The organism is Chloroflexota bacterium (assembly GCA_020850535.1).
GTDB lineage: Bacteria > Chloroflexota > UBA6077 > UBA6077 > JACCZL01 > JADZEM01.
Window position 1 is genome coordinate 26,536 of sequence record JADZEM010000206.1, and the last position, 14,348, is coordinate 40,883.

The 14,348-nt window shown below is 68.8% G+C and carries 14 protein-coding genes; 7 read left to right on the forward strand and 7 right to left on the reverse strand.

Annotated features, from left to right (window positions below):
- Positions 1 to 274: 274 nt before the first annotated feature.
- Together IT306_29065 and argH are read left to right on the forward strand one after the other, a co-directional pair.
- Positions 275 to 1,543: an argininosuccinate synthase gene (locus IT306_29065; GenBank protein MCC7372499.1), complete on the forward strand. Its 1,269-nt coding sequence runs from the start codon at positions 275 to 277 to the stop codon at positions 1,541 to 1,543.
- Positions 1,543 to 3,006 (forward strand): argininosuccinate lyase, encoded by a 1,464-nt coding sequence (argH, locus tag IT306_29070; GenBank protein MCC7372500.1) that lies wholly within the window; start codon positions 1,543 to 1,545, stop codon positions 3,004 to 3,006. Before IT306_29065 ends, argH begins: the two co-directional genes overlap by 1 nt.
- Before the next feature lie 11 nt (positions 3,007 to 3,017).
- Here the strand turns inward: argH and IT306_29075 are convergent, their stop codons facing one another.
- The 6 genes from IT306_29075 to IT306_29100 all read right to left on the reverse strand — a co-directional run bounded on the left by IT306_29075 (position 3,018) and on the right by IT306_29100 (position 8,999).
- Positions 3,018 to 3,806 (reverse strand): SGNH/GDSL hydrolase family protein, encoded by a 789-nt coding sequence (locus IT306_29075; protein MCC7372501.1) that lies wholly within the window; start codon positions 3,804 to 3,806, stop codon positions 3,018 to 3,020.
- Between the two features lie 149 nt (positions 3,807 to 3,955).
- A complete protein-coding gene (locus IT306_29080) occupies positions 3,956 to 5,041 on the reverse strand; it encodes an undecaprenyl/decaprenyl-phosphate alpha-N-acetylglucosaminyl 1-phosphate transferase (protein ID MCC7372502.1) in 1,086 nt (361 codons plus the stop codon).
- 79 nt (positions 5,042 to 5,120) lie between these two features.
- Positions 5,121 to 6,023 carry an Rpn family recombination-promoting nuclease/putative transposase gene (locus tag IT306_29085; protein ID MCC7372503.1) on the reverse strand — a complete coding sequence of 301 codons (903 nt, stop codon included), beginning with the start codon at positions 6,021 to 6,023 and terminating at the stop codon, positions 5,121 to 5,123.
- A gap of 49 nt (positions 6,024 to 6,072) precedes the next feature.
- Positions 6,073 to 7,167 (reverse strand): polysaccharide biosynthesis protein, encoded by a 1,095-nt coding sequence (locus IT306_29090; GenBank protein ID MCC7372504.1) that lies wholly within the window; start codon positions 7,165 to 7,167, stop codon positions 6,073 to 6,075.
- Positions 7,168 to 7,170: 3 nt separating this feature from the next.
- Complete coding sequence (locus IT306_29095; protein ID MCC7372505.1) at positions 7,171 to 8,094, reverse strand: TIM barrel protein; 924 nt, start codon at positions 8,092 to 8,094, stop codon at positions 7,171 to 7,173.
- Positions 8,091 to 8,999, reverse strand: coding sequence for an NAD-dependent epimerase/dehydratase family protein (locus IT306_29100; protein ID MCC7372506.1), 909 nt, complete (start codon positions 8,997 to 8,999; stop codon positions 8,091 to 8,093). The genes IT306_29095 and IT306_29100 overlap by 4 nt, the downstream gene beginning before the upstream one ends.
- A 124-nt stretch (positions 9,000 to 9,123) precedes the next feature.
- Between IT306_29100 and IT306_29105 the strand changes: the two genes are divergently transcribed.
- From IT306_29105 to IT306_29125, 5 genes are all read left to right on the forward strand, one after another.
- The gene (locus IT306_29105; protein ID MCC7372507.1) at positions 9,124 to 9,420 is read left to right on the forward strand and encodes a hypothetical protein; all 297 of its coding nucleotides are present in this window, start codon (positions 9,124 to 9,126) and stop codon (positions 9,418 to 9,420) included.
- A 168-nt stretch (positions 9,421 to 9,588) separates the two neighbouring features.
- On the forward strand, positions 9,589 to 10,848 hold the full coding sequence (locus IT306_29110; protein MCC7372508.1) for an MFS transporter: 1,260 nt from the start codon (positions 9,589 to 9,591) through the stop codon (positions 10,846 to 10,848).
- Between the two features lie 192 nt (positions 10,849 to 11,040).
- The gene (locus IT306_29115; GenBank protein ID MCC7372509.1) at positions 11,041 to 11,547 is read left to right on the forward strand and encodes a hypothetical protein; all 507 of its coding nucleotides are present in this window, start codon (positions 11,041 to 11,043) and stop codon (positions 11,545 to 11,547) included.
- Entirely contained in the window at positions 11,544 to 12,107 is a 564-nt protein-coding gene (locus IT306_29120; protein MCC7372510.1) for a thiamine pyrophosphate-binding protein, read from the forward strand. The genes IT306_29115 and IT306_29120 overlap by 4 nt, the downstream gene beginning before the upstream one ends.
- Before the next feature lie 388 nt (positions 12,108 to 12,495).
- The gene (locus tag IT306_29125) at positions 12,496 to 13,857 is read left to right on the forward strand and encodes a serine hydrolase (GenBank protein MCC7372511.1); all 1,362 of its coding nucleotides are present in this window, start codon (positions 12,496 to 12,498) and stop codon (positions 13,855 to 13,857) included.
- Positions 13,858 to 13,883: 26 nt separating this feature from the next.
- Here IT306_29125 and IT306_29130 read toward each other — a convergent pair whose 3' ends face one another.
- On the reverse strand, positions 13,884 to 14,336 hold the full coding sequence (locus tag IT306_29130; GenBank protein ID MCC7372512.1) for an SRPBCC family protein: 453 nt from the start codon (positions 14,334 to 14,336) through the stop codon (positions 13,884 to 13,886).
- Between the last annotated feature and the right edge of the window lie 12 nt (positions 14,337 to 14,348).

Genomic DNA, 14,348 nt, shown 5'->3' on the forward strand with positions numbered 1-14,348 from the left:
AAGGACCTCACCCGCTGACGCGGGCTTGACGGACAGCGGGAGCCGACGAACACGGGGATCGGTGTATGACGCGGGCTTGACGGACAGCGGGTGAGGTCCTTCGTTGCGTTCGCAAGCTCACTTCACTCAGGATGACATGCTCTCCAGAAGACGTGCCCTCAGGGCGACATGCTCTTCAGAGGACATGCTCTTCAGGCTGACGTGCTCTTCCCGGCTCCTCACTTGCGCTGCTTGCTCCCGTGCGGCATCCTTCCCGCTCGGGAGCGGTCAGCGCATGGACAGGGTCATCCTCGCGTACTCGGGCGGACTCGATACCTCGGTTGCGATCCAGTGGCTGCGCGAGACACTCGACGTCGATGTGGTCTGCGTCACGGTGGACATCGGGAACGAGCGCGACGTCGAAGCGATTCAGGAGAAGGCCCTCCGCATCGGCGCGACGAAGGCGTTCGTCCACGACGCCAGGACCGATTTCGTCAACTACTTCGTCTGGCCGAGCCTCCAGGCTGGCGCGATCTACGAAGGACAGTACCCGCTCGCCACGGCGCTCGCCCGCCCGCTGATCGCCAAGATCATGGTGGACTACGCGCTCCAGGAGGGCGCAACCGCCATCGCGCACGGGTGCAGCGGCAAGGGCAACGACCAGATCCGTTTCGAGGTGTCCATCGCCGCGCTGGCGCCACAGCTTCGAACGCTCGCCCCCGTCCGGGAGTGGGGCTGGACGCGCGAGGACGTGATCCTCTACGCCCAGAGGCACCGGATCCCCGTGTCGGTGACCATCGGCAGCCCGTACAGCGTCGATCAGAACCTCTGGGGGCGGGGCATCGAGGCCGGCATTCTTGAGGATCCGTGGGCCGAGCCGCCCGAGGATGTGTACGCCTGGACGATGAACGAGCGGCACACGCCGGCCGAGCCAAGCTACGTCGAGATCGCGTTCCGGAACGGCATCCCGGTCGCGCTTGACGGCGACGAGTTGGACGGGCCGGCCCTGGTCGAACGGCTCAACGACCTGGCCGGTTCGCACGGCGTCGGACGCATCGACCACGTCGAGAATCGCTACGTCGGGATCAAGTCGCGCGAGATCTACGAGTGCCCGGCCGCGACCGTCCTCCACGACGCGCACGCCGCCCTCGAAACGATGACGCTCACGCGGGACCAGATGCGGTTCAAGCAGCACGTCTCCAACGAGCTTGCCCATCTGATCTACAACGGGTTCTGGTTTTCCGCGCACACCCAGGATCTGATGTCCTACGTCGCCTCGACCCAGCGCTTCGCGAACGGCGCGGTCCGGGTCAAGCTGTTCAAGGGGAAGTGCGCGGTCGTCGGTCGGAAGGCCGAGCACTCGCTGTACAACGAAGCGCTGGCCACCTACGGCGAGGGCGACCAGTTCGACCGCGAGGCGTCGGCCGGGTTCATCAAGATCGCCGGGATGGCGGTCACCAACCAGGCCCGCTCGCAGCTGCTGCTGGGCGCGGGCGCGACTGACAAACTGATGCGCCTGGCAGCCGGCCAGCGCGCCGACGATGAGGGAGGCTCAGACGCCTGATGGCTGACTCACAGCAAGGAGCGGGCGGCGCCACGCTCTACTCGCACCGCTTCACGAAGGCCCAGGCGGCTGGCCTCAAGGCGATCAACGACTCGCTTCCCGTTGACCGACGCATGTACGAAGAGGACATCATCGGGAGCATCGCCCACGCCCGGATGCTGGGCCGGCAGGGCATCATCCCGGCCGAAGACGCCCGCGCCATCGTCGACGGGCTGGTCAGGCTGCACGCCGAGCTGGGCGCGGCGGGCGGCGTCCCGGCCGATGCCGACGACGAGGACATCCACACGTTCGTCGAGCGGCGGCTGGGCGAGATGATCGGCGCGGCGGCCGGGCGGCTGCACACCGCCCGCTCCCGCAACGACCAGGTTGCCAACGACCTCCGGATGTGGAGCCGCGCCGCCATCTGCGACGGCACCACGGCTGCGCTCGCGCTCCAGGCCGCCTTCATCGACCGGGCCGAGCGCGACCGTGGCCTGATCCTGCCTGGTTACACCCACGTCCAGCGCGGCCAGCCGGTCCTGATCGCCCATCACTGGCTCGCCTATGCCGAGATGCTCAAGCGGGATGTCAGCCGGCTGGAAGACTGCCTCGCGCGGATGGACGAGCTGACGCTCGGGGCCGGCGCGCTGGCCGGCTCGCCGTACCCGCTGGATCGCCAGTACGCCGCCGGCCTGCTCGGGTTCAGCCGGGTGGCCGGCAACAGCATGGACGCCGTCGCGGACCGCGATTTTGTGGTCGAGCACCTGTCGATCATGGCCTTGATGGCGGTGCACCTGTCGCGGCTCGGCGAGGAGCTGGTGCTCTGGAGCAGCGCCGAGTTCGGCTTCATCGAGATGGATGACGCCTACTCGACGGGCAGCAGCATCATGCCCCAGAAGAAGAACGCCGACGCCGCCGAGCTGATCCGTGGCAAGTCAGGCAGGGCGGTCGGCACGCTGGTGCAGCTGCTGGTGACCCTCAAGGGCCTGCCGATGACCTACAACAAGGACATGCAGGAGGACAAGGAAGGGTACTTCCGGGCCGTTGACGACGTGCAGACTTGCCTGCAACTGGCCGCCGAGATGGTCGCCACGCTGCGGGTTCGGCCTGAGGGCCTGCGCGCCGCCGTCTCCGATCCGCTGCTGCTGGCCACCGATCTGGCCGACTACCTGACGCGCTCAGGCCTGCCGTTCCGCGAAGCGCACGGGGTGGTCGGGGCCATCGTGCGCGATTTCGGCGCGTCGTTCACGCGGCAGCCGGCCAGCGAGCTGGCGAAGTACCACGCGCTGCTGTCGGACGGCCTGCCGCCGCTCACGCCGCGCACCTCTGTTCAGTCTCGCGACATTCTGGGAGGGACTGCGCCGCGCCAGGTCTCCAGCGCGATCCGCCGCGCCCGCAAAGAGCACATGCTGGCCGCCGCGCGCCTGAAGAAACTCCGCGCCGCGCTGCCGTCTGTGGAGGGGCTGGCGGCGTTGCCCTGGTAGCGGAGCGGGGCCTACGGAGCCAGGGCGAGGCGGGGTGCGAGGCCGCCCCAGATCGCCGTCGCGATGGCGTCGTGGCCGTCGGCGTTCGGATGGATGTCCGTGCAGGAGACCCGCAGCGAACTCTGCGAGAACCAGCCGGTCGGCTCGCGGCCCTCGTGCCCCTTGAAGAGCGGCGCGAGATCGACCACCATCGTGCGTGGCGCAAACTCGGCCGCGACATCCGAGATGGTGCTGTTCAGGAAGCGCAGGGCGGCGTCGGTGGTGCCGGGCGCGCAGGCCGAGCCGCGCGGGAACGGATTGAAGTAGGTCGTGACGATGATCGTCGCGCCCGTCTCGCTGAAGAGTCGGTGAAGGATCGCGCGGAGGTTGCTCTCGTACTGGGGCACCGCGCGCAAGAGCGTCATGCCGTCGCAACGCGTCTGCGGGTTCTTGTCGACCGTGGCTGAGGCACACTCGAACGCGGGAACCAGGAAGTCGTTTGCGCCGACGGTCACGCTGACCAGCTCGGGCTGAATCGCTCGGACATCGTCCATCTGGCTCGACAGCACGCCGTCGCTGCGCTCGCCGGCCCGCGCTCGGTTCAGCAGGCGGACCGGCCGGCCGCTGGCGTCGGCCAGGCGCTGCCCGAGCCGGTACGGATACCCGATCCCGTCAGACAGGTCTGCGCCAGAGGGTACGGAGTCGCCCAAGGCAAGGTACAGCAGCTCAGGTGGGGCCGCAAGCGTCGGCGCAGCAAGCGGCCACCCGACGACCGTCAGGGCCAGGATCGCGGGCAGGAGCAGGCGAGTAAGGCGATGCATCGTTCAGCAGTAACGGATCGGCCGGCCCATGGGTGTACGTCTTGCGATCGTTCGCGGTCCGACGCCTGGTCGACACGACGCCGTCGGCGAGCGTTACGTTCCCTCCGGGCAGTGTACGCCCACCGTGGTGCCAATGGCTGTTGGCTTGCTTACAGCTTGTGGATCGTCTTCTGCCGCTGCTTGACGCTCAGGTACGTGACGGTTGCTAGCACCACGCCCATCACCGCCACCATGCCGATGCTCAGCCAGAGCTTGGTCATCGGGGGGGTCAGGTACGGCCCTTCCAGCGGCGCGTGCAACGTCAGGCTGAGCAATCCGAAGATGCCGCAGATGGCGTAGAGCAGGATCACGCTCTGTAGCTGGCTCAGGCCGAGGGCGTGCAGTCGTTGGGGAAGCAGCTCGCTGTCGCCGCCCTTGAACGGCGACCGTCCGGCCAGCGCCCGCCGCCCGATCACCCAGGCCGTGTTGAGGATCGGCACGCCCAACACCACGAACGCCGTGCCGACCTTCGCCCCGCCGATCACGCTCATCGTCGCCAGCCAGTAGCCGAGCAACACCGAGCCGGACGTGCCCATGAAGATCCGGGCCGGGTGGAAATTGTGCGGCAGAAAGCCGAGAGTCGCGCCGGCCAGCGCCAGCGGCAGCACGGCGATGGTGTACTGCCCGAACATCAGGCTGCGGAAGAAGAGCACGCCAGCGCCCATCAGCGCGATCCCACCCGCCAGCCCGTCCATTACGTCGATCAAGTTGATGGCGTTGATCATCCCGACGATCCAGAGCAGGGTCAGCAGGATGCCGAGCCAGGCCGGCAGCTCGACGGCCGAGCCGAGCGGCGAGGCGATGCTCTCGATGCGAAGTCCGAACAGGACCGGTATCGCGGCGATGGCGAACTGCCCGCCGAACTGCGCCGCCGCTCCGAGCCGCTTGGCGTCGTCGATCATCGCCAGCGGGATGACGAGCAGGCTGCCCAGCACCACGCCCAGCAGTTTCCAGTCGTCGCCGGGCGCGGCCTGGATCTCAGCGGGGCGCGCGAACACGGCAAACCCCACGGCAAGCCAGACGGCGACCAGCATCCCGTAGCCGCCGCTGCGCGGAACCGCTCGGACCTGCACCTCGCCAGCGCGCGGAACGTCGATGGCGCCAAGCTTCTCAGCGTGGCGAACGGCGAGGCCGACTACCACGTAGCTCGTCAGAACAGCCAGCGCCGCAACCGCGACAATCCAGAGGGTGACCATGCCGCCGAACTGTACCGGTCAGCGACGGGTCGTCGCACGCCGCGGCCTGTCCTGGTCTGCCATGCCGCTCGCCAGCAGGCTACTGGGACGATCTCGCCAGCAGCTCTGGCCACGATGATGCGTCGAGCACACCCTCTGCCAGCTGTTCGAGGGCCGCGACATCCTCAATCCGTTCCAGAGCCTCGCTGGTCTCCGGATCCGGCGGGCCGAACTTGTGGGTGCCGAGGCCGAGCAGAATTCGCCGCGCCCCGCGCACCTCACCGCGCTCGATGCCCTGCTCGATCCCGCGCTCGATGCCCTCGTTCACGATCATCTGGTACGTCACGGACTCCCGCATGCGCTGCACCCTTTCGCTCAGTCCGCGTATCTGCTCTTCAGTGTACCGTACACCCATCATGAGCAGGGTTGCGGCCCAGAGCTCGTCCGTCAGCGACGGTGACGGCGACTCTCTCGAGAAGCGCTCGTCGAGGCGGTCGAGCACGTCAGCGAGCCGGTCGGGATGAAATGCCGCCAGTGGCGCGAGCGGCGCGACATTCAAGCTCCCGGCAAGCAACTCGTCAACGGGACGCTCCCAGAGCCTGACGACGCCGTACCGAAACAGAATCGTCGGATCGCCCGAGGGGCCGCGCTGCTCGAACGTGCCCGTCAGCTCGGGAGCGTTGGCTTCGGGCCGTAGCAGCACGACCGTCGTCGCGACTGGAACGTCGTGTCGGTGCAGCAGGAGGGCGTGGTACTGGAGCAGCCGGACGGGCAGGAATCGGTCGCGACTGGCCTGCACCTCCAGGTGGGCCAGCCAGGGCGTCGGCCCGTCCACGCGGAGCACCTTGTCCACAACGGCCAGGACGGTCGAGACGTCCGACTCAATCGTGCTGACGGGGCCGTCCACCGGCAGCCCGACCCAGGTCAGCCAGCCGGCCGGATCGCTGTCGATCAGCGTCCGTGACGCAACGTCGAATCGCCGGGGGCCGCCTCGCTCCTGCACGAACGCCAGTGTACAGCATGCGATTGACGCATGGCAGGTTCGACCGGATCTACTGGAGTTCGCGGGCGGCGCTCATCGCGGCGGCTTTGAGGCGGGGGCCGTCGCCGTCCTCCGCCAGCCGTCGGAGCCGCTCGACATGGTCGGTCACGCTGGCGAGGTTCTCCTCGCGGCGCAGGTTGACGACCTCCAGCAGGCCGCCGCATGGCCCAGACTCGAACGTCTCGTGCTCGCTCAGCAGTTCTTCGCGGAGACGCTCCCCCGGGCGCAGGCCCGTGACCCGGATCGGCAGCGGCTCACCGTCTGGCGCAACCAGTCGCTCGACGCGGCGCGCGATGTCGAGGATCGGCACCTCGTCCGGCACGTCGAGCATCATCACCGACCCGGGCTTGCCGAGCACCGCTGCCTGCACGACCAGCCAGACGGCTTCCGGCATACTGATCCAGTAGCGCGTCATCGCTTGGTCGGTGATGGTCAGCGCTTGCCCTTCGGCCACCTGCGCCGCGAACGTCTCGATGGCCGACCCGTGCGTCCCGAGGATGTTGACGTAGCGGATCGCGACGAACTGCCGCCCAGCAGTCGCGGCGGCCACGCCGACGAGCGTCTCCGACAGGCGCTTCGTCGCGCCGTAGAGGCTGGGTGGGTTCACGGCCTTATCGCTCGACGGATAGACCAGCCGCGTGACGCCGCGCCGGACCGCCAGCTTCAGGATCTGGTCCGTCGCCAGCACGTTGACGCCGAACGTCTCTTCCGGGAACTCTTCGCCGAACGGCACGTGCTTGTAGGCCGCCATGTGGAAGATCACGTCGGGACGGGCAGCGTCGAAGACGCGGGTCAGGCGGGCGCTGTCGCGGATGTCGGCCAGCGCTAGGCTCCAGGTCGGCGCATCAGTTCGGTCCCGGGTGAGATCGTCCAGCCGCCGGCGGAGCGCGAAGAGCGCATGGTCGTGGTGATCGAGCAGCGTCAGGTGGGCCGGCCCCAGATCGAGCAGCATCTCGGCCAGTCGCGCCCCGACCGATCCGCCCGCGCCGGTGACCAGCACGCGTGCGCCGGCCAGCTCGCGCTTCGCCACCGACCAGTCGAGTGGCAGCTCGTCGCGGCCGAGCAGGGTAGCGGGGTCTAGTCGGGTTGGATCGAGCAGCGGCATCAGCTAACGTCCCAGGGCCACCAGCGCGCGACTCCGGGCCTCGCGCATCAGGTCAGCGCAGTTGTTGTCGGGTTCCAGCGTCTCGGTGACGATGTATCGGACGCGTTCGGCCAGCCGAGGCAGCAGCCGGTCCAGGTCGATGTCGCCCTCGCCGTAGGGAAGGCCCTCGCCCAGCAGCCCACCGGCGTTGGCGAGGTGGCAGGCGATGGCCGTCTCGCCGAGAGCGTCCAGGTACGCGTCGAGGGAGTCCACGCCGGGCGCGTCTCGCACGAAAGCCCGCAGCGGACCAAGATCCTGTCCCGGCACCGGTTCGTCGATCCCCCGCCGCACGTTCAGGTAGAGCTGGGCGTGCGAGGTGTCCAGGATGACCTTGACGCCCGGGACAGCCAGCGCAAGCTCGGTCATGTCCTGCGGTGGCATCCCGATGGCCGAGTAGAAGTAGCCGCTCTCGCGCATCCGAAGGATCGGCGGCATGTTCTCCAGCGTCGGCACGATGCCGGCGCCAAGGGCCTGCTCCGCGAAGTAGCATGTCGGACCGAGCGCTCGCGCCAGCAGCAGCGACCGGTTTTCAAGTGTCAGGCTGGCAGGGCTGGCGTCAGGCGCGATGGCGTGCACGTTCGCGCCGCGCGCCCCGATTCGCTGCGCCAGCGAGATCAATCGCCGTGACAGCTCCCGGTCGGCGTCGCTGTCGCGGGTCAGATCGAAGAACTCGCCGTCCAGCGAGCGGATCGGCCCCTCGACCAGCAGCACGAACTCGGCGGGAAGACCGCACGCGTCCAGATTGCCAACCACGGCGTCCATTGCCGCGTCTGACGCGAGATCGACGGTGTCCAGGTAGAGTTCGAGCCCGTCCAGGCCAGGCGTCTGGAGACGGTCTGCCAACTGAGCGGCCGTGGGTCGGGCCTTGAGCAGAATCTGTGCGGTCATCGGGATGCAGTGTCCTGGGCGGCGAGGCGGGCGATGCCCTCTTGAATCGTGACCGCAGGAGCGTACCGGAGTTCGGCGCGCGCGCGCGAGATATCCGCCACGCGGTCGCCCTCGTCGGAGCGCGCGGCCGGCGGCACGATCTCCGAGCGCGAGCCGACCGCCGCGCAGACCATCTGTGCAAGCCCGTAGAGCGTCGTGCCGATGCCCGTGGCGAGGTTGTAGACCCGTGCCGGCCGGCTGGCGGTCGGCGGACGCTCGAGAGCCAGCCTGATCCCGTGCGCCACGTCGCCTACCCAGGTCAGATCGCGCTGCTGATCGGCGTGGACGGCCAACGTCTCGCCGTGTCGGGCTCGATTCAGAAAGATGCTGACGACGCCGCTGTTTCCCTGACCCACCTGCCCCGGGCCGTACACCGAGAACAGGCGGACAACGGTTGTCGGGGTCGCAAGCTGCTCGGCGTACATCCGGCACCACTGCTCGGCCACCAGCTTGGTGTAGGCGTACGGGTCAGTCGGCGCGATGGCCGCGTCCTCGTGGATGACGGCGTCGGTCGGACGGTAGATGCGCTGGGTCGAGGCCAGGACGACGTGGGCGGCCGACTCCCGCGCGCCGTCGAGGATAGCGGCGGTCCCGCCAGCGTTCAGCGTGCTGTAGGCCAGCGGCTCCCGGAACGAGGCCTGCACGTCGCCGCGCCCGGCCAGGTGGACGATGGCTTCGACGCGCAACGCAGCCGCGCGCGCGGCCGGGTCGAGGACGCTGGCCTGAACGTGCGCCAGCGTCGATCCGTCAGGAAGGTGGAGCGGCCCGCCGCGGTGGAGCGTGGTGACCGTATGGCCCGCACCAGCAAGCTCGGCGACGACATGGCGGCCGATGAACCCGGACGCGCCGGTCACCAGAATCTGCATGCTGAGCGTGAACCCCGTTGAGGCTGTGCGCTCGCGGAGTATACTCCCTCCGCTCCGAGCGGTCCGGACCCCGGCTTCACGTTGTCACCATGCTCGGGCACACACTCGGATCGGGAGGGGACCGATGGGTTTCCTGAGCAAGCTCTTTGGCGGTGGTAAGGATTCCTCGGCCGACGGCGATCCGCAGGTCGCGCTTTCGCAGCTGCTCACGCTCTACGATGTGCCGGACGTCAAGGCTGACGGGGGCATCTCGCCGACCAGCCCGCAGGCGACCGAGGTCCGGAACATCGGCAAGAAGCTCCACAAGGCTGGCGGCAAGGCCCGGATGGAGGAAGTGCGAGACAGCGTGCGAGGGAAGATCCCGTGGGCCGCGCAGAACCTGGAGACGATCTGGGGCGGCACCAAGGAGTGGCAGGGCTAGGCCCGAATCCTTCGGGCGCCGGCCGGCGGGTGACGCGGCAGCCCGCCCTTCTGCGATCTCGCTCCGTTGTCGTGCGTGCTGACGCCCTCCCGCCGACGTGAGGCTGGAGGGCGTCGCTGTGCTCAGGTGTGGAGGTGACTGCGCTCCGATGTCCGGGATGGCCCGCTCATGACGATCAGGCTCTCGCCCCTCGGGCGCATCATCGTCAGCATCTACCTGCCGTCCGTCCTGATGGGCTTCGGCATGGGCATGCTGCTGCCAACCTTGCCGATCGTGGCGCGGTCGTTTGGCGTGGCGCCAGAGGTGGCCGCTCAGGGCGTGACGGCGTACCTGATCGGTCGGGTGGCCTGCCTCTTCCCGGCCGGCTACATCGTCGATCGTTACGGGCGGCGCTTCGCGATGGTGCTCGGCCCATCGATTGTCGTGCTGGGGCTGGCCTGCACCGTCCTGACGCCGTGGTTCTCCCTGGTGCTGGTGGGGCAGGCCCTGGTCGGGTCGGGCGAGGGCATCTGGAGCCTGGGCCGCGAGATCGCCGCCGTCGAGTCGATCCGCGCCGAGCAGCGCGGCCGGGTGATCGCCGCCTTCTTCGGCGTCTCGGCCGGTGGCGCGACAGTCGGTCCGGTGCTGGGCGGCCGCCTGGCGGACCTGTTCGGCTACGGCGTGGTGTTCATGGCAGCCGGGCTGTTCGCCGTCGCCGTTGGCGCGATTGGCTGGACGTACCGCCCGTCACCGCGGTCGGCCGGACATTCGGCGCGCCCCCGGGTGGCTGAATCGAGCGAGCCGCCTCGGGGCGGCCGACGCTCGCCGTTCTCGACGATCGCGCCCGGCTATCTGCGGACCTTTCAGGTGGTGATGTTCGCCACCTTCTGCGCGATGCTCCGCAGCACCAGCGTTCAGAGCTTGCTGCCGGTCCATGTGGTCTCCGACCTCGGGTACACCGCGTCGGACGTCGGCTACCTGTTCGGGCTGACCGGCCTGGTGCAGATGCTGATGATCGTGCCGGCCGGCTTCATCTCGGACAAGATCGGGCGGAAGGCGGCGGTCGTGCCGGCCGCCGCCCTGGCTGGCGCATCGTTCGTCGGGTACGCTGTCTCGACCGAGCCGCTCGGGCTGGCCGTTGCCTCGGTCCTGATGGGCCTGTCGGCCGGGCTGGCTATCGGCACGATGACCTCGTTCACCTACGACATCGTGTCGCCTGACGCCCGAGGGTCGATCCAGGCGTTCCGCCGCTCGGTGGGCGAGGTCGGTTCGCTGTCAGGGCCGATCCTCGGCGGCCTGATCGCCGGCCTGAGCAGCGCCAGCATGGCGTTCGCCATCTTTGCGCCGCTCCACCTCGTGTCATCGCTGCTGGTGGCGTTCGTAGCCCGCGAGACGCTGAACCGCAGGCCATCCCCGGAACCTCGGGCCGTCCGAACGTCGGGAGCGTAGCACTGGTCGGGAGTGTAGCGGCGGTTGGCGGCATGCCGGCCGTTCGGGTACCGTTCCCCCAGATTCCCCGGGCGGACTGATGGCCGATCCTGAGCGCGTCAGTGTGGCGCGCGGCGTCCATCATCGGGAAGGACCGCCCGGAGCCCGACTGCATCGATTTCAGATGCCTACCGCTACCGTGGAGAAGTGCCTGTGGCCGTCGAACGCGCGCCTCTGAACGCGCAGGTGATGATCGACACGCTCAAGCAGTGTGGCGCAACGCACCTCGTCTGGCTGCCAGACACCGAGTCTGGCTACCTGTATCAGTCGCTCAGCGACGATCCCGAGCTAAAGCTGGTGCCGGTCACGCGCGAGGGCGAGGCCCACGCCATCGCCCTCGGGCTGCTGGTTGGCGGCAAGAAGCCGGTCGTGTGCATCCAGAACACCGGCTTCTACGAGTCGGGTGACTCGATTCGCGGCCTCTGGATCGACCTGAAGCTGCCGATCCTCACGCTGGTCGGGTATCGCGGGTATGAGGGCGGCGGGCCGTCTGCTGACTCGGCGGCCACCTTCCTGGAGCCGGTCCTCAAAGCCTGGGAGATCCCGTATCAGGTGATCGAGACCGACGACGACGTTGCGCGGGTGGTGCCGGAGATGTACGCGCGGGCGCAGTCGCAGGGTCCGACTGCCGTGCTGATCGGTGGGGAGTACGGGGCATGATCGTCGGAACGAAGGCACTGGAGATGATCGCCGAGCACCGCACCGACGAGGTGATGGTCACGACCATGTCGTCGGCGCGGGTCTGGCCCACCATGTCGAGCCGTCCGGACCTGGATCTGCCGATCAAGGGCTGCATGGGCAAGGCCTCGTCCGTCGCGCTGGGGCTGGCCCTGGCCCGTCCCGACAAGCGAATCGTGGTGCTCGATGGCGACGGCTCGCTGCTGATGAACTTCGGCTCGCTGGTCACCATCACCAGCCTCGCGCCGAAGAACCTGGTGCACGTGGTCCTGGAAGGCACGACCTACGACACCAGCGGCGGCCAGCCGACGCCCGGCCGTGGCGTGATGGACTGGGCGACGGTCGCCAAGGGGGCAGGCTACAAGCACGTGGTCCGCATCGACACCGAGGACGAGCTGGCCGACCAGTGGCCGAAGCTGCTCAAAGCCGAGGGGCCGGTCTTCGCCGTGGTCTCCGTCAACTCGATGTGGGCGTTCGGCCCGATGCCCGGACTGACCGGCGGAAAGTGGCAGGATGTCGCCGCCACCCTGGCGACAATCTAGCCAGACAGAAGCGCGTGGATGCACCGGGCCGGCGGGCGCCCGGTGCATGAGCGCGGCCAGAAGTTGCCCGGTCAGGAGCGAATGCGCGGCGCAAGAAATGGTCCGGACTGCCCGGGAGCGCCTATACTGGGCACAGCGCCACATGGCGGCGGGCAGGGGAACACTCGGACATGACCCACTGGTGGGTAAGCCCGTAGTCGGTTCAGCGTCACGCGCGTACCGCCCAGCCCGAGGTCTGCGTCCCTGACGCAGCGCCCAGACCTCAGCGCGGGAGCGAGCGATACCAGCGGTTGCCCCTCGACGACGCCTGCCGGAGCAGGCTGTCCGTCTCGTCCCCCCGCCGAGGTCGAACCGGCGCTTTGTCGGTCCGGCCGTACTGGCCGTCGTCGTGCTGCTGGTGGCCGTGTTGCTGCTGTGGCCGGCCGCTACGCCGCCCACCCCGGCTGACGCCACCGAGCCGTTGACCGTTGCCGAGAGCACCGCCGCGGCCCTGGACGCCAGTGCACCGGTCGCGGCGGTGCCCGTGCAGGCTACCCAGGCGCCGCAGGCCCCGGCCGACCCCACACCCGATCCGAAGGCAGTCAACCTCCGCAAGCTGCATGAGGCGGTTTTCGCGCCGTTTCGCGGCGTCTCGGGTCGCTTCGGCATCTACGTGAAGGATCTTGGGACGGGGCAGACCATTGCCCTCAACGAGCATTTTCCGTTTCAGTCGGCCAGCCTCTACAAGCTGCCGGTGATGTACGAGGTCTTCAAGCTGCGTGACCTCGACCTCTTCCGCTTGAATGAGGAGATGACCATCGGCCCCGACGACGCCGAGATGGATCTCGGGTCGCTGCCCTGGCCTATCGGTACCCGTATCACCATCGGCACCGCTCTGGATCGCATGGTGACGCTCAGCGACAACTCGGGCGCGTACATGCTGGCCAAGAAGGTCGGCAGTCCGCGCATCAACGAGGACATGTCTGGTCTGGGGCTGACCCACACCCACGTGCGCGGCGACGACCTCAAGACCTCCGCCTACGACATGGCCCGGCTGCTGGAGCTGATCGCTCGTGGGCAGGCCCTCAGCCCCGAGACCAGCGCCGAGATGGTGCACCTGATGGCCCGCCAGCAGGTCCGCAACCGCATCCCTGTGAGAATGCCGGCCGAGGCCGTCGTCGCGAACAAGACCGGCAACTGGGAGAGCGCGGCGCACGACGTCGCTATCGTCTACGGGCCGCGCGCGACCTTCGTCATCGCCCTGCTCTCGGACGGCATCGCGGACTTCGACGAGCTGTACGACGCCATGTCCAGCGCGTCTCGGAATGTCTATGACCTCGTCAACGATCCGACGTTCGAGACCCAGCCAGACCCGGCCCTGCCGAAGAACACGGTCGGCAACTACATCACGCCGGTCAGGCTGCCGAACGGCGGCTCGGCCAGTGGGTCGGCGGCTGCGCCGTCCAGCTCGACCACGTCCACGACGGCAGCCCCGCGCCCGCCGACCTCAAACGTCGCACCGGCCGCGCCCGCGCCGACCAGTCCGCCGGCGGACCGGCCGCGCGCTCCCGCTCCGACCTCCGCGCCGGCGATCGCCCTGACCCCGACGCCCGGCAGCGGACCGGCGATTGCGCCCAAGCCGGCCTCGAAACCGGCAGAGAAGCCGGCTGAAAAGCCGTCCGAGAAGCCGCAAGCGCCCGCCAGCACGCCGGCCATCAAGCCCATCGGCCCGTCGATCTTCGTGATCGCGACGCCGACGAAGACGCCGTAGCTGGGCCGAGGGCGATGCCGGGCGGCCTACGCCGAGCAGCGCGCCGCCAGCCGCTCCGCGAACTCGCCCGACATCCGCTGGACGACGAGACTGGCGCCGCCTTCGATCAGCGACGCCAGCCGCCCGGACACCTCCACCTGCCCGCTGACCGTGACCCGCGAGCCCTGCTCGGCCGGCCCGGGGACCACGCCGAATCGGGCCGTCGAGCGCATCCGCGTGCCGCCGATGCCGTCCTTGCCCTGCGCCGTGATGGTCCCCTGGCGGGCAGCGTCGTCCAGCGTGAGCGTCGCCTGGACGCGGAACGTCACGCGGGTCGGGCCGAACTTGACGACGACGCTCGTGTCCAGCGACCCGTCCTCATTCTCCTTGACGATGCTGGCGCCGGGCACACAGCCGACGACGGCCTGCGGATCCGAGAGCACCCGCCAGACGCGATCTGGCGGGGCGGCAACGTCGAACTGCTCGCGGATCTCGATCATGCCGATGCCCTT